21 protein-coding genes, 9 tRNA genes and 1 pseudogene are annotated in these 25,010 nt (G+C 43.1%); 10 read left to right on the plus strand and 21 right to left on the minus strand.

From position 1 onward, the window contains the following. Nucleotides 1–120: 120 nt before the first annotated feature. Nucleotides 121–1,527, plus strand: a complete 1,407-nt coding sequence (locus tag AACV32_RS09845; RefSeq protein ID WP_017047085.1) for a basic amino acid/polyamine antiporter — start codon at nt 121–123, stop codon at nt 1,525–1,527. 96 nt (nt 1,528–1,623) lie between these two features. On the opposite strand, the gene ispB is transcribed toward AACV32_RS09845, so the two are convergent. After that, the gene (ispB, locus tag AACV32_RS09850) at nt 1,624–2,595 is read right to left on the minus strand and encodes an octaprenyl diphosphate synthase (protein WP_094128145.1); all 972 of its coding nucleotides are present in this window, start codon (nt 2,593–2,595) and stop codon (nt 1,624–1,626) included. Between the two features lie 272 nt (nt 2,596–2,867). Between ispB and rplU the strand changes: the two genes are divergently transcribed. The 6 genes from rplU to folA all read left to right on the plus strand — a co-directional run bounded on the left by rplU (nt 2,868) and on the right by folA (nt 6,809). Continuing rightward, nucleotides 2,868–3,179, plus strand: coding sequence for a 50S ribosomal protein L21 (rplU, locus tag AACV32_RS09855; protein WP_010320620.1), 312 nt, complete (start codon nt 2,868–2,870; stop codon nt 3,177–3,179). 21 nt (nt 3,180–3,200) lie between these two features. After that, entirely contained in the window at nt 3,201–3,458 is a 258-nt protein-coding gene (rpmA, locus tag AACV32_RS09860; protein ID WP_010320621.1) for a 50S ribosomal protein L27, read from the plus strand. Between the two features lie 221 nt (nt 3,459–3,679). Next, the gene (cgtA, locus tag AACV32_RS09865; RefSeq protein WP_010320622.1) at nt 3,680–4,852 is read left to right on the plus strand and encodes an Obg family GTPase CgtA; all 1,173 of its coding nucleotides are present in this window, start codon (nt 3,680–3,682) and stop codon (nt 4,850–4,852) included. Between the two features lie 116 nt (nt 4,853–4,968). Continuing rightward, entirely contained in the window at nt 4,969–5,730 is a 762-nt protein-coding gene (locus AACV32_RS09870; protein WP_129532213.1) for a threonine/serine exporter family protein, read from the plus strand. Beyond that, entirely contained in the window at nt 5,718–6,206 is a 489-nt protein-coding gene (locus AACV32_RS09875; RefSeq protein ID WP_013857839.1) for a threonine/serine exporter family protein, read from the plus strand. Before AACV32_RS09870 ends, AACV32_RS09875 begins: the two co-directional genes overlap by 13 nt. A gap of 72 nt (nt 6,207–6,278) precedes the next feature. Next, nucleotides 6,279–6,809, plus strand: coding sequence for a type 3 dihydrofolate reductase (gene folA, locus AACV32_RS09880; RefSeq protein ID WP_373568406.1), 531 nt, complete (start codon nt 6,279–6,281; stop codon nt 6,807–6,809). Between the two features lie 64 nt (nt 6,810–6,873). On the opposite strand, the gene apaH is transcribed toward folA, so the two are convergent. The 6 genes from apaH to lptD are packed head-to-tail and all read right to left on the minus strand — an operon-like array spanning nt 6,874 to nt 13,653. Continuing rightward, nucleotides 6,874–7,677, minus strand: a complete 804-nt coding sequence (gene apaH, locus AACV32_RS09885) for a bis(5'-nucleosyl)-tetraphosphatase (symmetrical) ApaH (RefSeq protein ID WP_170889054.1) — start codon at nt 7,675–7,677, stop codon at nt 6,874–6,876. Nucleotides 7,678–7,688: 11 nt separating this feature from the next. After that, nucleotides 7,689–8,069 (minus strand): Co2+/Mg2+ efflux protein ApaG, encoded by a 381-nt coding sequence (apaG, locus tag AACV32_RS09890; RefSeq protein ID WP_013857836.1) that lies wholly within the window; start codon nt 8,067–8,069, stop codon nt 7,689–7,691. A gap of 60 nt (nt 8,070–8,129) precedes the next feature. After that, nucleotides 8,130–8,936 (minus strand): 16S rRNA (adenine(1518)-N(6)/adenine(1519)-N(6))-dimethyltransferase RsmA, encoded by an 807-nt coding sequence (gene rsmA / locus AACV32_RS09895; RefSeq protein WP_013857835.1) that lies wholly within the window; start codon nt 8,934–8,936, stop codon nt 8,130–8,132. Between the two features lie 13 nt (nt 8,937–8,949). Next, entirely contained in the window at nt 8,950–9,942 is a 993-nt protein-coding gene (gene pdxA, locus AACV32_RS09900) for a 4-hydroxythreonine-4-phosphate dehydrogenase PdxA (protein WP_017050645.1), read from the minus strand. Further along, nucleotides 9,932–11,227 carry a peptidylprolyl isomerase SurA gene (surA, locus tag AACV32_RS09905; RefSeq protein ID WP_064624316.1) on the minus strand — a complete coding sequence of 432 codons (1,296 nt, stop codon included), beginning with the start codon at nt 11,225–11,227 and terminating at the stop codon, nt 9,932–9,934. The genes pdxA and surA overlap by 11 nt, the downstream gene beginning before the upstream one ends. Nucleotides 11,228–11,283: 56 nt before the next feature. Then, nucleotides 11,284–13,653 carry an LPS assembly protein LptD gene (gene lptD, locus AACV32_RS09910; RefSeq protein ID WP_026028742.1) on the minus strand — a complete coding sequence of 790 codons (2,370 nt, stop codon included), beginning with the start codon at nt 13,651–13,653 and terminating at the stop codon, nt 11,284–11,286. 149 nt (nt 13,654–13,802) lie between these two features. On the opposite strand from lptD, the gene djlA reads away from it, so the two are divergent. Further along, entirely contained in the window at nt 13,803–14,657 is an 855-nt protein-coding gene (gene djlA, locus AACV32_RS09915; RefSeq protein ID WP_017050643.1) for a co-chaperone DjlA, read from the plus strand. Between the two features lie 121 nt (nt 14,658–14,778). Here the strand turns inward: djlA and AACV32_RS09920 are convergent. The 13 genes and pseudogenes from AACV32_RS09920 to AACV32_RS09980 form a co-directional block, all read right to left on the minus strand. After that, nucleotides 14,779–14,854: transfer RNA gene (locus AACV32_RS09920), tRNA-Asn, on the minus strand. 31 nt (nt 14,855–14,885) lie between these two features. Continuing rightward, nucleotides 14,886–14,961, minus strand: a tRNA-Thr gene (locus AACV32_RS09925). Nucleotides 14,962–14,995: 34 nt separating this feature from the next. Next, nucleotides 14,996–15,071 (minus strand) — tRNA-Asn (locus AACV32_RS09930). Nucleotides 15,072–15,086: 15 nt separating this feature from the next. Continuing rightward, nucleotides 15,087–15,162 (minus strand) — tRNA-Thr (locus tag AACV32_RS09935). Between the two features lie 55 nt (nt 15,163–15,217). Further along, nucleotides 15,218–15,293, minus strand: a tRNA-Phe gene (locus AACV32_RS09940). A 386-nt stretch (nt 15,294–15,679) separates the two neighbouring features. Next, nucleotides 15,680–15,755: transfer RNA gene (locus tag AACV32_RS09945), tRNA-Asn, on the minus strand. A gap of 36 nt (nt 15,756–15,791) precedes the next feature. After that, nucleotides 15,792–15,867 (minus strand) — tRNA-Phe (locus AACV32_RS09950). A gap of 6 nt (nt 15,868–15,873) precedes the next feature. Further along, nucleotides 15,874–15,949: transfer RNA gene (locus AACV32_RS09955), tRNA-Thr, on the minus strand. Between the two features lie 55 nt (nt 15,950–16,004). Then, a tRNA-Phe gene (locus AACV32_RS09960) sits at nt 16,005–16,080 on the minus strand. 106 nt (nt 16,081–16,186) lie between these two features. Continuing rightward, entirely contained in the window at nt 16,187–17,317 is a 1,131-nt protein-coding gene (gene mltC / locus AACV32_RS09965; protein ID WP_013857830.1) for a membrane-bound lytic murein transglycosylase MltC, read from the minus strand. Between the two features lie 78 nt (nt 17,318–17,395). Beyond that, nucleotides 17,396–17,668, minus strand: a complete 273-nt coding sequence (locus AACV32_RS09970; protein ID WP_010320634.1) for an oxidative damage protection protein — start codon at nt 17,666–17,668, stop codon at nt 17,396–17,398. A 21-nt stretch (nt 17,669–17,689) separates the two neighbouring features. Then, nucleotides 17,690–18,649 (minus strand): annotated as a pseudogene (gene mutY / locus AACV32_RS09975) (A/G-specific adenine glycosylase); the annotation flags it as partial. A gap of 719 nt (nt 18,650–19,368) precedes the next feature. Then, nucleotides 19,369–19,968 (minus strand): cysteine hydrolase family protein, encoded by a 600-nt coding sequence (locus tag AACV32_RS09980; RefSeq protein ID WP_064626255.1) that lies wholly within the window; start codon nt 19,966–19,968, stop codon nt 19,369–19,371. Between the two features lie 208 nt (nt 19,969–20,176). On the opposite strand from AACV32_RS09980, the gene AACV32_RS09985 reads away from it, so the two are divergent. Together AACV32_RS09985 and AACV32_RS09990 are read left to right on the plus strand one after the other, a co-directional pair. Continuing rightward, a complete protein-coding gene (locus tag AACV32_RS09985; RefSeq protein WP_170895043.1) occupies nt 20,177–21,574 on the plus strand; it encodes a lysine decarboxylase in 1,398 nt (465 codons plus the stop codon). 3 nt (nt 21,575–21,577) lie between these two features. Further along, nucleotides 21,578–24,085, plus strand: coding sequence for an AMP-binding protein (locus AACV32_RS09990; RefSeq protein WP_170895042.1), 2,508 nt, complete (start codon nt 21,578–21,580; stop codon nt 24,083–24,085). A gap of 46 nt (nt 24,086–24,131) precedes the next feature. On the opposite strand, the gene AACV32_RS09995 is transcribed toward AACV32_RS09990, so the two are convergent. Then, nucleotides 24,132–24,992, minus strand: a complete 861-nt coding sequence (locus AACV32_RS09995) for a LysR family transcriptional regulator (RefSeq protein WP_064626258.1) — start codon at nt 24,990–24,992, stop codon at nt 24,132–24,134. Between the last annotated feature and the right edge of the window lie 18 nt (nt 24,993–25,010).

The following is a 25,010-nucleotide window of genomic DNA, read 5'->3' on the forward strand; positions in this document are numbered from 1 at the left end:
GAATTTGACTATTGACTCACTATCTCAGTGACCGCGATCACATAGGGATTGATGTCTGATAAATATGTTCTCTAAAATAGCGCCTTCCTCTAATGTGTAAACACTCACTGGATAGTTCCCATGGATAATAAGCTTGGTTTGGGCTCACTGACAGCACTGGTCATTGGTTCAATGATTGGCGCTGGTGTTTTTAGCCTGCCACAAAACATGGCCTCAGTCGCCAGCCCTTTGGCGGTAATGATCGGTTGGGGGATCACCGGCGTTGGTATGATCTTTCTCGCGCTCTCTTTTCAACAACTTGCCATTCATAAACCTCATATTAATAGTGGCGTATTTGGTTTTGCTCGAGAAGGATTTGGTGACTTTGCGGGTTTTTGTTCCGCATGGGGTTACTGGTTTAGCGCCATGGTGGCTAATGTCTCTTATCTGGTAATTGTTTTTAGTACCTTAGGTATGCTGTTTGATACACCAGATAACGTGATGTTTGGGGCGGGTAATACGTGGCTTTCCATTGGGAGTGCATCGCTATTACTTTGGTTGGTGCATGCGTTGGTCAAAAAAGGAGTACAAACGGCCGCATTCATTAATCTGATTACCACCTTTGCTAAAATGATCCCTCTAGTGTTGTTCATCATTTGTGCCGCTTTTGCTTTTTCTTGGGACAAATTCACATTGGATTTTACAGGCTTACACTTCGGTGTTGGCCATGATCTGCTGGATCAAATAAAAAGCACCATGTTGATCACGGTATGGGTGTTCATCGGAATAGAGGGAGCGGTTGTTGTGTCAAGCCGCGCTCGCCACCGTGCTGATATCGGTAAAGCGACTATTCTCGGTTTGCTTACGGCGTTGACCATTTATGTATTGGTCACCTTATTGTCGATGGGCGTGATTAAACCGGTTGAATTGGCGCAATATCAGAACCCTTCAATGGCCAAAGTGCTGACGACTATTCTTGGTCCTTGGGGCGAGTACATTATCGGTGTTGGATTAATTATTTCGGTGTGCGGTGCTTTTCTTAGCTGGACGGTCCTGGCCTCCGAAGCGCCATTTTTATGTGCTAGAGATAAGATGTTTCCTGCCATCTATGCCCAGCAAAACGAAGCGGGGAGCCCAGTAAAAGCGTTAACTCTAACCAATATTTGCATTCAGGTCTCACTGATTCTGGTGATGTACGCAGGCAGTACCTACGATACGCTGCTGATCTTCGCTTCAGAAATGATCCTTGTTCCCTATTTTTTGATCGGCGCCTTTACGTTAAAGATCGCGATTGAACAGAAGAATAAAGGCAAACTTCTGGTAATAGGTTCTTGTGCCACCATTTATGGAATTTGGCTTTTGTATGCCTCTGGTTTGCACTATTTGATGCTCTCCGCGCTACTCTACTTACCTGGGCTCTATTTCTACATGAAAGCCAAACGAGAGCAGGGCATTCATCCTTTTCAAGGCAAAGAAAAGTTAGGAGCTTGTGCTTTAACGATCGTGGCTGTTTTTGCATTTGGCATGATTTGGCAAGGCGGGTTTTAAATAACGCTTAGAATCAAAAAGAGCCTCAATTGAGGCTCTTTTTGTAGCGGTGCATTTCTAGGCAAAGGTCGATTTTCGTCCAAGCTAGCTGCTGTTCTACTTTGTCCTATTCACAGCCATATGAGCTAGAGCTATCAGTGCTTGTTTATATTCACTTTCTGGCAGGATAGACAGCTCATTGATCGCTTTATCGGCTTCTTTTAGCGCTTTGTTGGTTGTGTATTCAAGCGAGCCTGTCTGTTTCATTGCCGCTAGAATCTCATCAAGCTGTTCCATGCCATTGGCTTTTTCGATGGCCTCACGGATCATCTCTTTTTGTTCGGGTGTACCATGCTGCATTGCGTACAATAGAGGAAGTGTTGGTTTGCCTTCCGCTAAATCATCGCCCACATTTTTGCCCATTTCACTGCCATCAGAGGTGTAATCCATCACGTCATCAATGAGCTGGAAAGCTGTGCCAAGGTACTTACCATAGTTCTGTAGTGCCGTTTCAATTTCAGGAGAAGCGTTACTTAATATCGCACCAATCTGGGTCGCTGCTTCAAACAAACGCGCCGTTTTCGAGTAGATCACCTGTAGGTAATTTTCCTCGGTAGTGTTTGGATCATTACAGTTCATCAATTGTTGCACTTCGCCTTCAGCGATAACGTTCACCGCATCGCTCATCAGCTCAAGGATCCTTAACGATCCTAGTGTAGTCATCATTTGGAAGGAACGCGTGTAGATGAAATCCCCCACTAACACGCTCGCTGCATTGCCAAATGCCGCGTTCGCTGTTGCCTTGCCACGGCGCATATCCGACTCATCGACAACGTCGTCATGCAGCAAGGTTGCCGTGTGGAGGAATTCAATAAATGCAGCGGCAGTCGTGTGCGCTTCACCTTGATAACCAAGGGCTCGAGCCGACAAAATAGCCAGCAAAGGACGCAGGCGTTTCCCACCTCCGCTGACGATGTAGAATCCTAATTGATTGATTAAAGATACATCAGAGTTGAGCTGAGCTTGAATCGTTTCATTTACTTTTGCCATGTCATCGGCAGTAAGCGTTTGGATAGCTTTAAAATCCATGGTTAATCCGGCTGAAGTTAGAACCTATAAGGTGTTGTGTTCTTCTATAATTCTCGAATAATACACTAAAAAACGTTGATTAATACAAGGCTTAAAGGCATGATTGCGCCACTTTTCATTGGCGATTAGCTTTTCGCCAATTTTTTCAAAATATGGCTTGTCTTGGGGTACTCATTCGCGTAGAATCTGCGCCCTATTGATGATTAGTTTAGCGCACACCCAAATTGCTCAAATAAAAAGCATACGGCTGTGCGGAAAGAGCGGAGTAAAATATGTACGCTGTTTTCCAATCTGGTGGTAAACAACACCGTGTAAGCGAAGGTCAAACTCTTCGTTTAGAGAAATTAGACGTTGAAACTGGTGCAACTGTTGAATTTGATAAAGTTCTACTAGTTGCTAACGGTGAGCAAATCACTGTTGGGGCACCTCTTGTTGAAGGCGGTAAAATTACTGCTGAAGTAGTACAACACGGTCGTGGCGATAAAGTTAAAATCGTTAAGTTCCGTCGTCGTAAACACTCTCGTAAACAACAAGGCCACCGTCAGTGGTTCACTGAAGTGAAAATCACTGGCATCAACGCTTAAGTAATTTAGGAGAGTTTAACAATGGCACACAAAAAAGCTGGCGGTTCTACTCGTAACGGCCGCGATTCAGAAAGCAAACGTCTTGGTGTTAAGCGTTTCGGTGGTGAATCTGTTCTTGCAGGTAACATCATCGTTCGTCAACGTGGTACTAAGTTCCACGCAGGCACTAACGTTGGTATCGGTAAAGACCATACTCTTTTCGCTCTTACTGAAGGTAAAGTGAAATTTGAAGTTAAAGGTCCTAAAAACCGTAAATTTGTTAGCATCGACGCTGAATAAATTTATACCTAACTGAACTCAAAAGCCCTGCCGTTACGGTGGGGTTTTTTATTTATCAGCCGAACAGAAAAGAAGACACTCTAATCACTAGAGTTTCTCCTTATGTGTTCCAATTGTGGATAAAACGAAGGATGATCACGGTCGATCCTGAATGTGTATCTGCTAGAATTTATATCATTGTGTGACAATGATATCGCAACGCAAAGAGCGTGGAGTAACAAATGAAATTCGTTGATGAAGCGATAATTAAAGTCGAAGCGGGTGATGGCGGTAACGGTGTCGTGAGCTTTTGGCGTGAAAAATTCGTGACGAAAGGCGGCCCTGATGGCGGCGATGGCGGCGATGGCGGCGACGTTTATATCCAAGCCGATGAAAACTTAAATACCTTGGTTGATTACCGATTCCAACGCTTTTACGCTGCTGAGCGCGGTCAAAATGGTGGTGGTGCTAACTGTACAGGTAAGCGCGGTAAAGACATTACTTTGAAGGTGCCTGTTGGGACTCGAGCGGTTGACATTCACACCAATGAAGTTGTGGGTGAAGTTGCAGAGCATGGCAAAAAAGTGATGGTCGCTAAAGGTGGCTGGCATGGTTTAGGTAATGCTCGCTTTAAGTCATCCGTTAACCGTGCACCACGCCAAAAAACCATGGGTAAAAAAGGTGAGGTGCGCGAATTACGCCTTGAGCTTTTACTGTTAGCTGACGTGGGTATGCTTGGCTTGCCGAATGCGGGTAAATCAACCTTTATTCGTTCTGTTTCAGCAGCGAAGCCAAAAGTCGCTGATTACCCCTTCACTACGCTGATCCCAAGTTTGGGTGTCGTGAGTGTGGTTCCTGAGAAAAGTTTCGTGATCGCTGATATTCCGGGCTTGATTGAAGGCGCGGCCGATGGTGCTGGTTTAGGTATTCGCTTCTTAAAGCACTTAGAACGTTGCCGAGTGTTGCTGCATATGATCGACATTCTTCCTATTGATCAAAGTGATCCTGCGCAAAATGCGCTGACCATCTTTGATGAGCTAGAGCAATACAGTGAAAAAGTGTCACAAAAACCTTGTTGGTTGGTGTTCAACAAAGTTGATCTGATGCTTGAAGAAGAAGCCGATGAAAAGATCCAAGAGATCTTAGATGCGCTGGCTTGGGAAGGGCGATACTTCAAAATTTCGGCAGTAAACCAACAAGGTACGGCGGATTTGTGCCGTGAGTTGGCTGACTATATGGAAACGCTACCTCGTGAGCAGGAAGAGCTCAGTGAAGCTCAGAAAGTCGATTTCATGTGGGATGATTACCATAAAGATGAGATGAACAGCCAAAATGTGATCACTGAAGATGGTGATGACTGGGATGATTGGGACGACGAAGAAGATGACGGCCACGTTATCTATGTTCGTGATTAATTTTCCTGAATGGATTGAGCCGCAATAATTATTGCGGCTTTTTTATAGCTAAATCATATTTAAAGCACCCAATTTCGGGCACACTATTGGGCTTTTAGGACGTTCGGAAAGGAATCATGACATCCAAACAGAGGCTTGTTTCTCGATTGATCGCCCAGGCTGGGCAAATGTTGTTGGCTCATGGCGCGGAAAGTACACTGGTGGGCGATATTATGCGTCGCATGGGATCGGCGTGTGGCATGAGTGAAGTGGAAGTATCGCTCTCGGCGAGTTCACTTGTGCTAACCACGGTTTACGATGGCCATTGCATTACGACTGCGCGCCGTTGTCCTGATCGTGGGATCAATATGCGGGTAGTGACGCAAGTCCAGCGCATCTGCATCATGATGGAAAAAGGGATTTTAGATTATTCCCTTGCGCAGAAAAAACTCAATCAGATCAGCCCTGAACGCTACAACCGTTGGTTGGTTGTGGTGATGATTGGTCTTTCTTGTGCTGCATTTGCTCGTTTAGCTGGCGGAGATTGGACGGTGTTTACGATGACGTTCATTGCTTCTGCGGCGGGTATGATTGTGCGCCAAGAGATTGGGCATCGCCAATTTAATCCGCTCGTCAACTTTACGGTGACCTCATTTGTTACTTCGATCATTTCAGCGCAAGCTATCATCTACCAACTAGGCAATAAACCAACCATTGTGATGGCTTCTTCTGTACTGATGTTAGTCCCCGGTTTTCCTTTAATTAATGCGGTCGCGGATATGCTTAAAGGTTATATCAATATGGGTATTGCCCGTTTTGTGATGGCAAGTTTGCTTACGTTGGCAACGAGTTTGGGCATCGTTGCGGCGATGAGCGTGACGGGTGTATGGGGGTGGTAGCGATGGATTGGATGAATTTATTACTCGGTTTAGCCAATGACATGTTTTTTGCTGCAATCCCAGCCGTTGGTTTTGCTTTGGTGTTTAATGTTCCTGTACCAGCCCTAAAATATTGTGCGTTAGGTGGTGCGATTGGTCATGGCTCACGTTACTTAATGATGCAATTTGGAATTCCCATTGAGTGGGCGACTTTTTTTGCTGCAACTATCGTTGGAATGATTGGCGTGCGTTGGTCGCGTAAATTTTTAGCTCACCCTAAAGTGTTTACGGTAGCGGCTTTGATCCCAATGGTTCCTGGGGTTTTTGCCTTTAAAGCGATGATTGCAATGGTTGAAATTAACCATCTTGGTTTTACGCCAGAGCTGCTGGCGATACTGATGGATAATTTTTTAAAAGCGATGTTTATTATCGCGGGCTTAGCGGTTGGCCTTGCGGTGCCGGGTTTGTTATTCTATCGGCGCAAACCCATAGTGTAAGGGCAATGGTTTGTACTAATAAGGGAATTAGGTATAATCCGTTTTCTCCAAGAATTCTAAGGTATATTTGACGTGTTAATTAGCATGATCGCGGCTATGGCCCATGGCGGTAAGATAGATAAATCTCAAGATATGTATCTTTCTAATGCTAGTTCTCGGGTTATCGGTAACGAGAATTCGATGCCTTGGCATTTGCCAGCTGACTTTGCTTGGTTTCGAGAACATACGTTAGGTAAACCCGTTGTAATGGGGCGTAAGACGTATGAGTCTATAGGTCGTCCGTTACCTGAACGCCATAATATTGTAATCAGCCGTGATTTATCACTAGAAATTGAAGGCGTTACAGTTGTCTCGTCTGTTGAAGAAGCAATCAGTTCCGCTGGCAATGTGGATGAAATAATGATCATCGGTGGTGGGTCCATCTATAAAGCTTTTCTCCCCTTAGCTGGAAAATTGTATTTGACATTTATTGAAGCTGATATAAATGGTGACACTAGATTCCCTGAATGGGGAGCCGATTGGAAAGTAGCTGAACAACGAAAATACAAGAAAGATAGCGGAAACCAGTTTGACATGCATTTTGTAGTGCTTGAGAAAAAATAGTTAGAAGTGCTTTTACTTTCAAATATTGCTGGCGATAGTTGCCAGCTTTTTGGGAGTAGTTATTTTAAAGCGCTTTTTGAACAAAATACTGTTTATCTTCCCAGCGTAGCATGGTCAAACATCCTCCCCACACACAGCCAGTATCAAGCCCTATCACTTCGTCGCTGCGGTAACCTTCTAACGCAGCCCAGTGGCCAAATAGGACTGTTTTATCGAGTTTAAGGCGTTTGGGTAGGGCAAACCACGGTAACAATTCTTCATCTTTTATTTCTTGAGGGGGAAGTTTGCACGCCATATCAAGACGCCCATCAGCAAAGCAAAAACGCATCCGAGTATAGGCATTGATGGTATAGCGATAGCGATCAATCCCTTCTAGCTTCGAGCTCCACATATCAGGTGTGTTGCTGTACATCTGCTCGATAAGCCAACGCCAACGATCACTTTGCAAAATACTTTCGACTTCTTTTGCTGCTTGACGTGCAGTTTCAAGATCCCATAGAGGAGAAATCCCCGCATGGCACATGACAAAGTCAGCATGTTCAGCGAGGAGCGGTTGATGGCGCAACCAAGTGAGTAGCTCTGTTGCATCGTTCGCTTGTAATATGGGTAAGGTTTTATCACGAGGTTTACATGGGTGGATGCCCAGCGAGACGGCCAGTAGGTGAAGATCGTGATTGCCTAGAACGATGCGTGCCGAACTACCCAATTGTTTGATAAAACGTAGCGTTTCTAGAGATTTAGGGCCTCTTGCAACTAAGTCGCCAGCGACCCACAGTGTGTCTTGTTGTGGTTGGAATTGCACTTGAGCCAATAAACACTGTAGTTCATCAAAACAGCCTTGAATGTCGCCGACAATATAGTTCGCCACGGCTACCTCTTTTAATTTAAAACATTAGGAATAGCGAGACGAAAAGGCTCAATTTCAACAATAAATTCAGCGTCCGCTTCATCTAACATAATGTAATGACCTTGCATAACACCGACTGGCGTTTCCAACGCCGTACCACTGTTATAGCGGTACTCATCATTGGGCAAGATAATCGGTTGTTCCCCGACCACGCCATCACCTTCCACAGACATCTGTTTGCCATTCGCATCGGTAATTAACCAACGGCGGCTCATCAGTTGTACCTGCTGGTTGCTGAGATTACGGATGGTGATCACATAGGCAAAGATATAGCGGTGTAAATCGGGATTGGACTGCTCGGGGAGATACTGGGTATGGACTTGGATTTTGATACAAGGTTCAGAGATATCCATGTTAACTCCTTGTTTTTATAGATGAGCGATAGACATTGGCCGTTTATCGCTCAATCGTTATTAGGCGTGATGAGCGTCTAACCAGTTTGCCATAGCAACAAACTGTTCAAGTGTTAGGTTTTCCGGGCGCATGCCAGGGTTGACCCCAAGTTCTTCTAGCGTTTCCACCTCAATCAAACCTTTGTAGCAGTTGCGTACGGTTTTACGACGTTGGTTAAAACCATCTCGGCAGACACGCTCTAACCATTTCATGTTTGTCGTTGGATGCGGCAGTACTTCATAAGGCACCAAGCGCACCACGGCTGAATCAACTTTCGGTGGCGGTACAAAGGCCGTTGGCGGAACTTCTAACACAGGAACCACTTTGCAGAAATACTGCGTCATAACCGTTAAGCGCCCGTAAGCTTTACTGCCGGGACCAGCAGCTAAACGGTTGACCACTTCTTTTTGCAGCATGAAGTGCATATCTTGAATATCTTTATGGAATTCAAATAAGTGGAACATTAATGGCGTTGAAATGTTGTATGGCAAGTTGCCGAAAATGCGCAGTTTATTATTCGGCTTCACCAACTGCGTAAAGTCAAAGCGCATCGCATCGCCTTCGTGAATCGTCAATTTACTCGATAATTCTGGGTGGTTGCGCAGGCGCTCAGCTAAGTCACGGTCTAGCTCAATAACAGTGAATTTATCCACTTCGCGGCCGACTGGCTCAGTTATCGCTCCAAGACCGGGGCCGATCTCAACCAAATTTTGTCCCGGACGAGGGTTAATCGCAGAGACGATGCCATCAATAATGTATGGATCGTTTAGGAAGTTTTGACCAAAACGTTTACGCGCTTTGTGCCCTAAGTGGACATCATTTCTCATAGTTTTCTCGAAATTAATTAGGTTTCTTTTCTACCAAGTCAATCGCGTAGGCGAGTGCTGTTCTAAAGCTCCCTGTATCCGCAAGCCCTTTCCCTGCCAATTCGAGTGCGGTGCCATGATCGACCGATGTTCTTATAAAGGGTAGACCAAGAGTAATATTTACTGAACGACCAAAGCCTTTGTACTTTAATACGGGCAGGACTTGGTCGTGATACATGCCTAAAACAGCATCGGCATCTTGCAAGTATTTGTCATTGAAGATGGTGTCGGCTGGTAGTGGGCCAATCAAATTAATGCCATCTTGCTGACGAATTTTTTCTAGTGTTGGAGTGATGGTTTCTATCTCTTCACGGCCCAGACAGCCATCTTCTCCTGCGTGTGGGTTTAAACCACACACATAAATTTTGGGTTGAGCAATAGCAAATTTTTCCACCAAATCTTTATGCAAAATAGTGATGATTTTTTCTAACCGCTCGACCGTTACTGCCTTTGATACATAAGCCAGTGGAATATGTGTTGTCACTAGCGCGACTCTCAACCCTTCTGTTGCGAGCATCATAACCACCAGTGGAGTATTAGACTTTTCTGCAAAGAATTCAGTGTGGCCGCTAAATGCAACGCCAGCTCGGTTGATCACCCCCTTGTGCACAGGGCCGGTGACAATAGCATCAAATTCATCATTCATACAGCCTAAAGCGGCTCTTTCTAATGTATTTAATACATAATGTCCATTGGCTTCATTCAGTTTCCCCGTTATCACCGGTGCGCCGAGGGGAATATGATCCACTACTAACCGTCCCGCTTGCTGTGGTTTTGGTGCAGAGGTGACTGAGTAGTCTTCCAATATAACGTCAATATTGAGCTCTTTAGCGCGCTCTGCAAGCAAGCTTTTGTCCGCGCATACCACCAGTTGATGTGCCCAATCTTCTTTTGATAAGGCCAGCACCAAATCTGGGCCAATACCCGCGGGCTCGCCAGCGGTAACCACGATGCGTTTAATTGTCATCTTGGTTGTCCTGTATAATTTCGACAAAGGCACTGGCACGCATTTCTTGTAGCCATGCGCTGGCTTCTTCATTGAATTTTCGATTAAAAAGAATGCGATAAGCTTTGTTTTTCAGTGCAGAGTCGGTGCGGTCGACTTCACGGCGATCAAGCACTTCGACAATATGCCAACCATGAACGGTTTTAAAGGGTTCGCTGATTTGTCCAACCGATAATGTTTCGATTTGATGTTGAAACTCCGGCACGTACAGATCCGGTGTTTGATAACCCAATTCGCCATTTTGCGCCGCAGAGCCGGGATCTTGGCTGTATTGCTGCGCCAATTCACCAAAGGTCGCTTCACCTGCCTTAATGCGACGAATGAAGTCATGTAGCTCTTTTTGTACGCCGTCATCGCTTAAAATGACCGTGGGTTTGATTAAAATATGGCGTGCATTAACTTCCGTGACCGCGACGGTTTCTAATCCTTTGACGTCATCAATTTTAAGAATGTGGAAACCGACGCCACTGCGAAATGGCCCAATAATAGAGCCTTTGTTTTGCATTTTGATTTGGTCGGCAAAAATTGTCGGCATTTCTTCTTTGCGCATCCAGCCCCAATCACCACCTTGCAGCGCTTTCGGACCTTTTGAATAGGTGTAAGCCATGGTGCTGAAATCTGCTCCTTGGTTGAGTTTTTCGACTAAGGTTTTGGCTTGCTGTTCTACTGCGGCCTTATCTTGAGTGTCGTCAACACGCAGTTGGATGTGGCTGATTTTATATTGCACCGTTGCATTGGTTTCTTGCGCAAGAATATTGGCTAAGTTGTCCACTTCGTCCGGTAATATATTGATCCGGCGACGAACTAAAGCATTGCGCGCTTCACTTGCTGCAATTTCTTTACGTACTTGTTCGCGAAATTCGGCATAAGTCAGCCCTTCAGCAGTAACAGAAGCGTTAAGCTGTTCTAGGGTTTGATTATTGTTTTTCGCGATGTCGGCGATCGCGTCACTGAGTCGGTTATCGTCAATGCGAACGCCAATGCGTTGTGCTTCTTGTTGCTGAATGGTATCAATAATCAATTTTTCAACCACTTGCTCACGTAGCACTGTGTCTTCGGGTAGCGTTTGACCATTTTTCTTTGCATTAATGGTCAAGGTTTTTAATGCACCATCAATGTCACTCTGTAAAATAACGCCACTATTGACGATGACGGCGACGCGATCGAGCTCAACAGGAGCAGCGTATGCGGTGTTTAGGCTTAATGTTGCCATCAATCCAATCAGTGTGTGTTTCCACAATTTCATTTGTAGTCCTATCAAAATGAGCAAAGGCCTTTACGCTTAAGCAAAGGCCGAATAAATTAGTTGTTTAGGAAAAATGGACGACCATAACTTAATGAATTTCCAGCGCTGTCTACGCCCGTCATTCCGGAACCTGCACCAATCGTGGTGCCAAAACCGACAATACCAAAGTTCAAACTAAAGTTATTTTCGTAGAGTGGCGTAGCATTAGGGTCAGTAACAAAATCACCATCCCATTTCCGCAGTTGATTACTATAAGTAAAACCAATATACCAACAATCTGAGGTGTAGCTTAGGTTAGCCAGCCACTCCAGGCTCTTTTCCGTGGTTAAATCGTAGAAGTACTGTCCGCTAGCATTCCACTTTTTGGAGATCTGATACCCAGCCAGTAAACCAGCTTGTGAAATGCCATCTTTGGTAATGGCATTGATATTGGTAATTGTATCGCCAACGGTATTATCAATATACTCTTTGGTGACGTAACGATAGTTAGTTTGAATGTATCCAGAACCCACTCGGTACTCGAGAGTACTATTGGCGAGCTGCATCGTACTGCTATCAATGTCGTACTGAACCCCGCCATGGTAGAAGAGTAAATCATCATAGTTGAAGTCCATTTCGACGGCCCAAGCCGAATAGTTGGAAGTGTTGGCTGAATTATCTCCCTCATTAGGGGAGGAATTCTTGAGATCTTTTTTGAGGTAAAAAATCTGGCCAAAAGAGATATTTAAACGTTCTTTATACTGATCGTCGAAAAACCGTGAAGAGGCACCGTAGCTGATCTGATTTGCCGGGGCAATATAATCGACACCACTGTATTTACGGCTGCGGAATAAACCATAATAATCGGTTTGCAGTAGCGTTGTATCGTACAGCCCGATATTGCGCTGATCTTCTCTCGGTACGTACAGGTACTGAATCTGCGGCTCAAGTGTCTGCGTATAGTCATCAAACAGAACCGTATCTCTTTCCAGTACTAATCCCACATGAGTTCTAAATTCCGGAATGATGCGTGAAACGCTCTCTTTTAGGTCTTTATAATTATCCGAATTGAGGTCAACACCGCTGAGATCTTGTTGGTAATAAGTACCAAGCACTCGCGCTTCGGTTGTCCAAGTGCCCCAGGTGTTACTGAGAGGAATAGTAAAGCCCGGTTCAATGTGCGCTCGGGTGGCTGCAGGTTTTCCTCTTGCATCGGTTTCAAAACGCGACAGATGGCTCACCATATCAAAGTTCAAATACGGTAATAATTCGGGCGCATAGTAATTAAACGCAATCTGTGGCATCAAGCGATAGGGTTGGTTGGTGCTAGTTTTGTCTTCTGTAAGCAGCTGAAAGTCGCGAACCAGTATCGATGAATCCCAATTGTGGGTCCGGTAGGTGGCTTTACCTTCTTGGATAAGCTGACCATCTTCTCGGTTACCGATACCTGAGTCTAAATCACTAAAGTAGCTAATGTCACTGACTTGAGAGTAGTCAATTTCAAACTTCCAAGCTTGGTTGAAAATACCACTGTGTTGGTATTGGAAGCCCCAGCGGCTGCCCTTTTCCGGATGTTTTTGATCATCAGGTAAATATTCAGATTTAATGTTACCTGTACCAAAATCATTCAGATAACGGAATTCACTGTTTAATTGCGTACCGCGTTCTTGCATATATTTAAAGGTCGTTTCTAGGTCATAGTTTGGCGCTAAGTTCCAATAAATAGGGATTTGGGCTTCAAAACCATCGCTAGAACCGTAAGAAACGGTAGGGTATAAAAATCCCGTTTTACGTGTGTCGCCAATCGGCACCGTAAGAAATGGCAGATAAAAAATCGGAATATTTTGAATCTCGAAGCGCGGATTATAAAAAGTGGCTTGCTCTTCATTTTGGTCAATATCAATGCTGGATGCTTTCAATCGCCATGCATTATTACCTTCAGGGCAAGAGGTAATCGAACCATCTTCTATCTCATAAATAGCCTTACCCGTTTTGGAAATATACACAGCTTCACCACGGCCGGGTTCACACAAAAATTGATATTTTGTGTTCTCTAATGTCATTAAATCCGTATTAAGATTGTTGGTGGCTTTGTCAGAAATGGTCCTTACTTCACCGTCACTGAAGTTGACATTACCTTGCGCAACCACAATATTATCTTTCTGATGCAGGGTAACGGTATCCGCTAGAATGCGTTTTTTACCTTGAACAACGACCACATTGCCTGAGTAGTTTGCGCGTTCACCGTTCACGGCTTCTAGCGTATCAGCCTCGACATTAATCGGTTGCTGACTTGAGTTTTCTGCTTCAGGTTCGTTGATCAAACATTGATCTATAGCGGGCATTTCCTGCACACTATTGTCTAACATAGCTTCTGCTTGAGTCTGTGGCACAAAAAGAGCTGCGCTAATTGAAGCGGCTAACAAGGTGCGGGAAAAACATGACATCGAGTTGTACTATCCTGTTTGAACTTGATTGATTCGGAAGATGGATGGCCGAATGTAAAATAAAACGTTTCTTATCATAAAGGAAATTGAAGCTCCCGGCACTATCAGACCGCTTTACTCCTGAAAAATTCATAGATTGAGAGCACATAATGCATATTTTTGGCAAAATTCTTGGCGCTTTTTTTGGCTTCTTATTTGGAGGACCGTTTGGCGCATTTTTTGGTTTGTTTCTCGGGCATCAATTTGATAAAGCTCGTCGTTTGAATCAAGCGGGGTTTAAAACTAGCTCATTTGGTTCTGGGCCAAGCCAAACTGAGCGACAAGACGAATTTTTTAAAGCCGCTTTCGCGGTCATGGGCCATGTTGCTAAAGCGAAAGGGCAAGTTACCAAAGAAGAGATCCAGCTAGCTACCATCATGATGGAGCGTATGAACTTACATGGTGAGCAACGTAAAGCGGCTCAAGATGCGTTTCGTGAGGGGAAAGAGAGTGGCTTTCCTTTAGAGGAAGTGTTGGAGCGTGTGCGCCTTTCGACGGGTGGACGCTTTGACTTGTTGCAATTTTTCCTCGAATTGCAAATATCAGCCGCGTTTGCCGATGGGGATGTTCACCCTAGCGAGCGCAATGTACTGCACAAAATCGCTCGTAGTTTAGGTTTCTCATCCGATCAACTGGAAAGACGCTTACGTATGCAAGAAGCGGCCTTTCGTTTTCAACAAGGCGGAAATTTTGGTGGCCAACAGCAAGGCTACCAGCAATCTGGGCAGTGGCAACAAGCCGCGCAAGCTGAACGCCTCACTGATGCTTACGATGTGTTAGGCGTGAGTGAAGATGCGGATGCTAAAGAGATTAAACGTGCCTATCGCAAATTGATGAATGAGCATCACCCAGATAAATTGATGGCCAAAGGCTTACCACCAGAGATGATGAACGTTGCGAAAGAAAAATCGCAAGAGATCCAAAATGCGTACGATTTGATTAAGAAAGAGAAGGGTTTTAAGTAACCGGCTATCGTGAATTACCGCGAACGTTCCAATCGATTGAGCTGGTGCAAACTGGCTCTTTTTATTATGAGCATACGCAAGACACAAAAAAAGCCAAGTTTGAAAACTTGGCTTTAGAAAGTGGCTCCCCCTGCAAGACTTGAACTTGCGACATACGGATTAACAGTCCGCCGTTCTACCGACTGAACTAAGGGGGAACAGAATGTTTGCTTATCTTATGCAGATAAATGGTGCCGACTACCGGAATCGAACTGGTGACCTACTGATTACAAGTCAGTTGCTCTACCTACTGAGCTAAGTCGGCGCCGAATCAATAAGCAATGCTCATTGATGAAAAGTGGCTCCCCCTGCAAGACTTGAACTTGCGACATACGGATTAACAGTCCGCCGTTCTACCGACTGAACTAAGGGGGAACAGGTTTTAAAGAATGGTGCCGACTACCGGAGTCGAACTGGTGACCTACTGATTACAAGTCAGTTGCTCTACCTACTGAGCTAAGTCGGCACATTTTTATCTTTAAATTTATTGTCTGTGCTAGGCACCAACAATTTAGAAACTGTGGTGCCCGGAGGCGGAATCGAACCACCGACACGAGGATTTTCAATCCTCTGCTCTACCGACTGAGCTATCCGGGCGACGGGGTGTATTAAAAGGTTTTTCGCATTTAACGTCAACAGTAAAATGCAAAAAAAATGTCGTTTGTTGTTTTTCTATACTTAGTGACTCGTTTTTGCCCATTTTCGTTAAAAATTAGTGTCAGATTAAATAGGGAAAGAGGCGTTGAAAAGAAAATAGGAGCTTTGAATGGAGCAAATAGCGAATAAAAGCGCGTTGAAAAACACACGTTTATCCGCTTGGTTACACTAAAGGAGCAAACTCACCAGACTGGTTTTAGTTTTTGACGGAAAATGGACTGACCCATAATTCAATCGTTGTAGAGGTAATCGCTGTAGAGGTAGAGGGGATTGGATAAATATGACGGACAATAAAAAAGCCAAGTCGTTAGACTTGGCTTTAAAAGTGGCTCCCCCTGCAAGACTTGAACTTGCGACATACGGATTAACAGTCCGCCGTTCTACCGACTGAACTAAGGGGGAATTATCTGTGTAAGTCTAAGACTTCGCACCAAATAATGGTGCCTCGAGGCGGAATCGAACCACCGACACGAGGATTTTCAATCCTCTGCTCTACCGACTGAGCTATCGAGGCAATAAATGGTGCCGACTACCGGAATCGAACTGGTGACCTACTGATTACAAGTCAGTTGCTCTACCTACTGAGCTAAGTCGGCGCACTTTATTTATTGCTTGCTGCTACTTTAACAAAAGCACCAACAATTTAATTTATGGTGCCCGGAGGCGGAATCGAACCACCGACACGAGGATTTTCAATCCTCTGCTCTACCGACTGAGCTATCCGGGCAACGGAGCGCTATTAAACGGATTTTCCCTTCAATCGTCAACTGCTTTTTGGAAATATTTTGAAAAAACGGTTTGTTTGCTGCGAATTTAGACAAAGCTGCGCTTTTTTATCCACCTGCGTTAAATTCCTTTTTGAATTTTGTTACTTTTTCTAAGTACCTTCTCGATTCAGCATTAGGGTGTTTTTGGGTCAGCGCCCAATAGACTTGATTGGGTTGCAGTGAATTTAAGTCCCTCATCGCTCGTTTCCTATCTTTGCTAAAGGTATTCAGTACTCCTCCTGTACCGCCGTTGTAGGCCGAAATCATACTGTATTCGAGCGACGTTGGATGGCTGACCTCTTTGAGGTAGCGGTTTTTCAGAATATAAAAATAGGCCGTTCCCGTATCAATATTTTTTTCGGGATCAAACAGATATTCAGGACTGGGCTCACCAGATTTATTTTTGACCAGTTTAAAAACATCTCGACCTGCGGTTTTAGGAACCACTTGCATCAAGCCATACGCATTGGCCCAACTGACGGCGTAGGGGTTAAAGCTACTTTCAGTTTTTATGATCGCGTAGATCAGATCTTCGGGAATGTTATATTTTTTCGAGGCTCGGTGCACGATGTCGGCGTATTTATAACCTCGTTTAGAGGCATGATCCGCTACCATAGGAATTTCCACATAGTAGGCTTTTTTGAAATCAACGTTCTTAACTTTTAATTTATTTTCAATAAGATAATCAGCAAATCGATTCGCGCGCCAACCCCACTGGATCGGTTGTTTATCTTGATCAAGCACTTGGTTGTACAAAAATGGCTGACCATTCAATTCGATATTTTGTGAAGAGAAAAGGTCAACGTGTGCGGGATCATCAGGCGTGAGCAAGGTGGTAATAATGGCATTGCGCAGATGTTTTTTGGGGTCAGTTGGGGAAACTGTTTCGATAATAATGGTTCCCGTGGAGAAATTGACTTCGGAACGACTCAGGTAATTATCGATGTATTTTACATAGTTGCTTTTACCGGCGACTTTGATCTCTTTACTGCCCCAGCGTTTCTCGATGTTGCCAGAAAAACTGCTGATCAGTGCATCTAAGGCGGCGGTATCTTTGACAAATTGCCCGGGTAATTGCGCTAAGTTTTTGGCAAAACGGTTGGTCGGCTCATAGTCGACGCTGTATATGCGTTCAACTAATTCTCGGCTACAACCGGCCAGTAGCATTGCAATAAAAAAGTAAGTCAGCTTTCTCATTATCTTCCCAATACAAAAATGACATCAGAGCGTTTACCATGATGTCATTGATTATCCTCGAAATAAATAAGGTATCTCTTATTTGCTTGGTGGCGTGTAGCCTTCGATATGGACCTCTTTTCCTTCAAATAGGAAGTTGGTCATTTCGGTTTCCAGCAATTTACGATGTTCAGGGTCCATCATATTGAGTTTTTTCTCGTTGATCAGCATGGTTTGCTTATGCTGCCATTGTGCCCAAGCCTCTTTTGAGATGTTGTCAAAAATACGTTTACCTAATTCACCTGGGTACAGTTGAAAATCCAAACCGTCGGCTTCTTTATTTAGTCGAGCACAAAATACAGTGCGGCTCATGGTCACTTCCTCTTCGGTGTTTTAAGGGTTAATTTCAAATGGAAGGCTTTCTAGCAACTGTTTTACAGGAGCGGCTAAGCCGATTTGTTCCGGTTGGGCTAAGTTATACCAAAGACCTTTGCTTGCTTCCATGATGATGTTCGGTTGTTGAGATAACTCCACCAAGATCGGTGTGATCTCTAAATGATAATGGCTAAACGTGTGGCGAAAAGCGATGAGTGGGCGAATAGAGCGGATAGCGCTCTCTTTGATGGCTCTGTGATCAAGTTGATCTTCGATGGCGCTATTGGGGTTTTCAGGGAAGCAAAATAATCCACCCCAAATTCCACTTTGAGGGCGCTGTTCTAACCATACTTGATGGTTATGGTGCAGCATCACAAACCAAGTTTGTTTGGTTGGTTTGTCTGTTTTTGGTTTTTTGCCCGGATAATCGAGTGGGTTATTTTGTTTATTGGCGATGCAAAAAGATTCAACTGGGCAGAGCGTGCATTTCGGTTTGCTGCGTGTGCAGACCATCGCCCCCATATCCATCATGGCTTGGTTATATTTATCAACATCTTGCGCTGGCGTATTTTGTTCGGCATGTTGCCACAACTGAGTTTCAACTTTTTTTTGCCCCGGCCAGCCTTCGACAGCAAAGCAGCGGGCTAAAGTACGCTTTACGTTACCATCTAAAATGGCGTGCGGCTGCTTATAAACTGAAGAAAGCACCGCCGCAGCGGTTGATCGGCCAATACCCGGTAGAGCATTCATCTGTTCGATATCAAGGGGAAACTCACCGCCATATTCGCTGGCCACTATTTTGGCTGCTTTGTGTAGATTGCGCGCACGTGCGTAATAACCAAGGCCGGTCCATAGGTGCAGTACCTCGTCTTGTTCTGCATTGGCCAAATCAATCACGGTTGGAAAACGTTGCATGAAGCGTTCGAAATAAGGGATTACCGTGGCGACTTGAGTTTGTTGGAGCATAATTTCCGTAATCACGATTTAAGTGGTACTTCTATTTTTAATAATATAAATCATGATCTTACTGTTCTCTAATCCTGCAAGTGGTACTTTTATCTTAACATTAGATTTATTTATGCGATATCTGTTGATGTAAGAAGTTAACGGTTGATGAGACTTTAAAAGGATAAGATGTTGTAAGTGAATGGGATTAGAGAGTGTTGTATCCAAAAGCAATTGAATCTATTATTGGAAGCGACCAAGCATACGCCCCTTGGTCTTTAAATATGAGGCATACTTTGTGTGTGTGGGCCCGCGCAGCACTGGTCACAGTCAGTTCGTAAGGAACAAAGGTGGCATTGAGATGGCAGCGGCATCTCTAACTTACCGTTGAAAAATTCTCAATAGAGCCGTTCTGGACTTCATCTTCTAATTTATTCATTTCTCTGTATCTAAACGACCTTACCGTTTGTTGATAATCTCTCTAATTCATTTCGTCCCTAAAATGTAATGCTCCCTCGCAAACATACTTTTGCCCCAAATCTTTTTAGAGCCATCGAGCTCAGTCGGTTAATCTTGCGATTTTTGACTAAATAAATCTAATCCAAATTTTGAGGTGGTTATTCGTCCCCCCTATAAAAAGAAACTCAACGCTGAGTTAAAGCTCTACGTTGAGTATTGACACTGTATTCTCCGAACTTCAGATCGTACTTAAAGCCCTGTTTGAGCCTTTACAGGACTTTATAGTCAACGGCCTATGAAAAATTTTGCAATGGTTGAATTGAAGCGTATCGGTCGCTTAATGCTGCCATAGATACTAAGTGAATGAGATTTTCATCGATTGGATTACCATTTTGATCAGGTAATGATCGTGTTGCACAGGCGTCTTCACAAACAATAACATCGTAACCTAACTCTACAGCTTTGATAGTTGTCGCAGTAACACACATATGGCTCATGAAGCCGAGGATAATGAGTTGCTTGCGTCCAGTTAACTGCAGCATCTCTTCTAGGTCGGTATTGAAAAATGAGTTAGGTAGTGTCTTATGAACTACTGTCTCGTTGTCATTAGGTTTTACAACATCTATAGCATCTGACAAAGGTGAATTGCAGTTAAATACCGGTGATGCTGAACTCGCTTTGTGAAGTATATGGAAAACTGGGGCATTCTTACTTCGAGCGGTCTCTAGTAGATTTTCTGCGTTCTCCAGTGCTGTTTTTCCTGCTTTGCCTAGTGACAAAACACCATCCACATATTCATTTTGGTAATCAACAAAAAGAACAGCTGCATTATTCCAATCAACCTTATGCTCTTGTAGACCAGCAATATTTCGAAGTGTATTTAATTGATTCATGTTTTTTCTCCTATGAAACTGAAGCAAATCATACCTACATATAAATTCTTAGTTAATTCCTATTTTTGCAAATGACATGTGCAAAAATTTAGTGGAGGCGATTTATAAGTAAAATAACACCAATATTAATTGCACATACTATATGCGAAAATTTTCATATAAATATTCAATGTGTTAATTTACTTTTACCATAAACGTCGGAGGGATTATGAACAACATATCATTACCAATATATAACTCTTTAAATAATGCTAATAAAAAGCTTAAAGGGAGTTTTCATGCGTTACCCATACAAAATCTTGGAAAAACAAAAGATGTCGTAGTGAGTGAGGATTTTAACGCTAGGTTATCTAAGGTAAAAGAACTAGAGCTATCACTTACCTCACCATTTTTCGATAGTTTAACTGATCCAAGTAAAGCTATAGATGAATCAGCGAATATATTGAAAGATATGTATGGTTCTGACTTGTCACTGTTCGTTACGTGCGGTAGCACAATATCAAACAAAATTATAATAGAAGCTATTTGTAAGTCATCTGATAAGGTCTTATGTCAAAGAGGTGTTCATCAATCTATATACTTTTCATTGAAGGCTCAAAATAGTGATGTGAACTATGTACAGGATCTGATTTGCAATGATGATGCTTATATCTACTCTGCTGATACCCAAGGCATAATTGATGCGTTAGTCAGAGCTGAAGAGACTGGAACATCCTATACAACCCTCATCATCAACAGTCAGACCTATGATGGCGTGTGTTTTGATTTACAAGAGTTTCTTCCTGTTGTCTGTGAAAGAGCTAAAGGCATAAAGAACATCGTGATAGATGAAGCATGGGGGGCTTGGTCTACTTTTGATCCTAAGATGAAAGAGAAAAGTGCAATACAAAACGCCTCAATTCTCTCAAAGAAATATGATGTTAATTTTATAGTGACGCATTCTGTTCACAAGTCCTTATTTGCATTGCGACAAGCAAGCATAATCAATGTTTTTGGTTCGGAGGATTGTCAAACTAAGGTTGTTGGTAGTCACTTTCGAAATCATTCCACCTCTCCTAGTTATCCTATTCTGGCAAGTACGGAACTCGCTTTGAGTCATGCTAACCAATACGCAGTACAGTACTCGAATAGAATAAGTGAACAGTGTGAATACCTTAAATCCTTCATTAACGATTTGAGCCTGTTTAGATATCTTAGTTTGACTCTTGAAGAAGAATATCTAATTCAAGACCCGACAAAGCTATGGATAACATGCACCACTAAACTATTAAGCGGCGCTAAAATTCGAGAAATCCTATTTAATAAATATGGGATATATGTTAGCAGATATTCACATAATTCAATTCTTCTAAATCTTCATCATGGGATTTCAAATGAATTAATTGGCTTACTGGCTAATGCTCTATGTGAAATAGACAAGAAGTATAAAACCAAAAACAACCTACTAAATATCAATGTCGGTGATATAGCGAATTCATTCTATATTTTATATCCACCTGGGATTCCGATTTTGACACCAGGACAAACCATTTGTAACAACGTAATAACTAAAATTAACCAATCAATTTTTGACGATACATCTCTATTAATTGTTGAAGGGAATTAAATAATGCTTCCAATAGATAAACTAAAGGGAATATCCTCTGCTCGAGGAAATAAAAACGCCGTCATTTTCGGTGACAAAAAAGTCACATGGTCTGAGTTTTATAGAGAGGCATACAAAATCACGGTAAACCTGTCTTCGAAGATAGACAACAATCGTGCCGACCTATGTATGTGTTACATCTCACCGAATTGCCTAGAACTGGTTTACCTAATGTCAGCGGCATCTTCATTAAAGATACCATGCACTGGTATAGACTATACGCAGAATACTGAGAAAATCGAGTCGATGTTGACTTCAACCAATTGCAATATTTTGGTTGTATCATCGTCATACTGTATTGAAAATAATATCAATTTACAGGAACTTGCTAAGCGTGTGACTATCGTTGATTTAGATAGTCAGTTGAAGAATAGCATCAACTTCTGTGAACTGTTAGAAGATACAGAGGATCTGTCGGGAGCAATCAAAGTACAGCATCGTCCTTTCAGAAGTATATCATTCACTTCAGGTACCTCTGGTGTACCAAAAACAGTCGTGCGTAGTAAGTCTTTTGATGCTCGAAGATTTTCATTCTTCACTGCGCGTTACGGCTTCTCTTCCGAAGATGTTCATTTGCTTGCAATGCCTTTGTATCATGCTGCCGGTAGTGGTTGGTCACGATTATTCATGCAGTTAGGCGCTACTATCGTTATCGCTAAACCACATGACACGCTTAATATGGCCAACCTAATTAAAAGTGAATGGATTACTACAAGTGCCATGACTCCCCCACTTTTGAATGATGTGGTCACTCATTATTCTCTAGGTGGTTATGCATCTAATGATAACAATTTAAAATTCATCATTGTTGGTGGTAAACATTTTCACCCACAAGCGAAACTTCAAGCTATCAACGCTCTTGGCCCCGTAATCCATGAGTACTATGGGACAACTGAGACTGGTGTTAATGCACTAGCTGAACCATGTGATTTGATCACTAACCCTACAAGTGTTGGTCGAGCTTATGATGGCAACAAAATCAAAGTGGTCGATCAGAACGGTAACCTGCTTCCAAATCATCAAGTTGGACGCATTGCTATTTCGAGTTACATGAACATGGATGGTTATGGAAACCAAGATTCTGAATATGTCGTGATCGATGATGATAAATACCTTATCACCGCAGAGACAGGCGAAATGGATGCTGATGGAAATATTTATCTGAGAAACCGCGCACAAGGTGAAAGCGCACTAAATGTCTATGAACTTGAAAACGATGTAAGACACCTCCCGGGAATCAAAGATGTAGCGATGATACCGGTCTCAAAGAACTCCATACTTTGTGGGTATGCGATTAACGAGGAGTTTATTGTTGATGACGCCGAATTGGTCAGAAACATTAAGTACATCTGCAAAAAGCTCAAGGTGAAACTTGAAGGTGTTTGCCAAGTCGATTCAATTCCATATTCACCATCAGGCAAAGTTCGTAATGATGAGCTCAAGCAGATGATATTGAATAAAGCGACTGTTCAGCCATCAAAGAACTCGGAATCAAAACCAACCAAAGCGTCGAGCATTTCATTCACACAATTTGTAATAGCAATCTTATGCTTGTTAGGTACTGCTATCTCTTGGGGGGCGATGTTCCCAATAGCGAAGAACGCTTTAACGACAATGGATGCAGTACATATCAGTTTAATTCGATATGGAACCGCGTCTCTCATATTTGTAGCGATATTAGCAGCTAAAGAGGGACTATCATCTTTATTGCCAGGCAGAGACTTCTTCAAACTATGGTTGTTTGGCTCATTTGGATTCGCAGGTTTCAGTATCTTAGCTTTTGCTGGTCTGGCTTACACTAAACCACAACATGGCGCGATAATTATGGCGCTGATGCCTTTAATCTCAGCTGTTATGATGTGGACACTGAAAAAAATAAGACCTTCAAATTTCACTATTGTATCGATCGTTTTTGCTTTGCTTGGTGTTCTACTAGTGATTACCAAAGGTGATCTTTCAGCTCTATCAGGTGGCAGCTTATTACCAAGCTTAGTTATTCTTGCGGGTGCGTTTTGTTGGGTAACGTATACATTAGGCGCGAGCTACGTAAGTGGATATTCAGTACTACGCTATACCGCGCTGTCCTGTTTCTTTGGTGCATTTACCATCGTATTAGTTGCGTGTTTTACCAACTTCGCTGGAATCACTCAGGCGCCGTCGCTTAACCAAGTTCTAGCAGTTAAATGGGAGTTAATCTACTTGATCACATTTGCTGGTGTGATTGCTGTTTTCTCTTGGAACCACGGAATAAGCACTTTAGGCCCAATCAACGGCGTGTTGTTTATTAACATGGTACCAATTACTGCTTTCACTATTGGCATGTTCAGAGGTGAAACGATCACGAATACTGAGGTTTACGGCGCTGGTATTACAATCCTCGTTCTAGTGCTAAACAACATTTACAGTCGCTTAGCATCAAAGCCTAAAACTGTAAGTACAAATCGCTTCCAGGTACAAACAGCTCAAAGCTAAAAGAACCTCTCCTTTAAAGAAATGGCAGGATACCCTGCCATTTTTATTAGTTTTTCAGCTCATTCTTAAACATTTTCACCAACTCTTCCATGACAAGCTTCTTTGGTGTGGACATTGAAGTCTTCTTCGAAGTGAGCATCCATATCTCGCGAGTAATAGGATTTTCTGGTTCAATCGAACTCAATGAGCTTAAACCTAGTGTTAGTCGTGGTAGAAGTGCAATGCCGTAGCCATGCTCGGCCGCTTTCTTCTGAGCGGATATTGTGTCTGTTTGGAGTTTTATAGCCTTAGTCCCGAACTTTTCAATCAGGAATTTACACTCTGTCAGATGACTGAATTCTGCCGTGTAAGTGATGACATCGACTGGCTCATCGTTTACCAATCGTTCTATCCAGTAATCTGTACCGCACAATACAAACTCTACTTCACCTAGTTTCTTACAAATTGATTCACCCTTTTCAGGAAGATCCAAACGTAATGCGATGTCAGCTTCTTGTTTAGCTATATTCACGTTTCGATTTGATGTATCAATTTCAAATCTCAGTTCGGGAAATCGTGAGTGCAACTTCTTCAGGTTTTCGATGACGAAGTGTTCTGCCAAAAACGGAACCATAGAAATTTTGGCATTCTGATTAAACTTCGATTCAGGCGAAAGAGACTCGGATAGACTGTTGATTTTATCTCTTAGGTCAACCGAACGTTCGTATAAAAGCTTACCTTCAATCGTTGAATTAAATCCATCGCCTGTACGGTTAAATAATTTAAGTTTTAAAGAATCTTCCAATCGATCTATGCGCCTCGAAACTGTCGCGTAATTTACATTCAATCTATTAGCTGCTGTACTTACCTTGCCCGACTCATAAAGCACTAAGAAAAACTTCAAATCATCCCAGTTACTATTGTTCACTTATTGTCCCTTTGCTTA

It is taken from the genome of Vibrio sp. B7, assembly GCF_963888765.1.
Lineage (GTDB): Bacteria > Pseudomonadota > Gammaproteobacteria > Enterobacterales > Vibrionaceae > Vibrio > Vibrio anguillarum.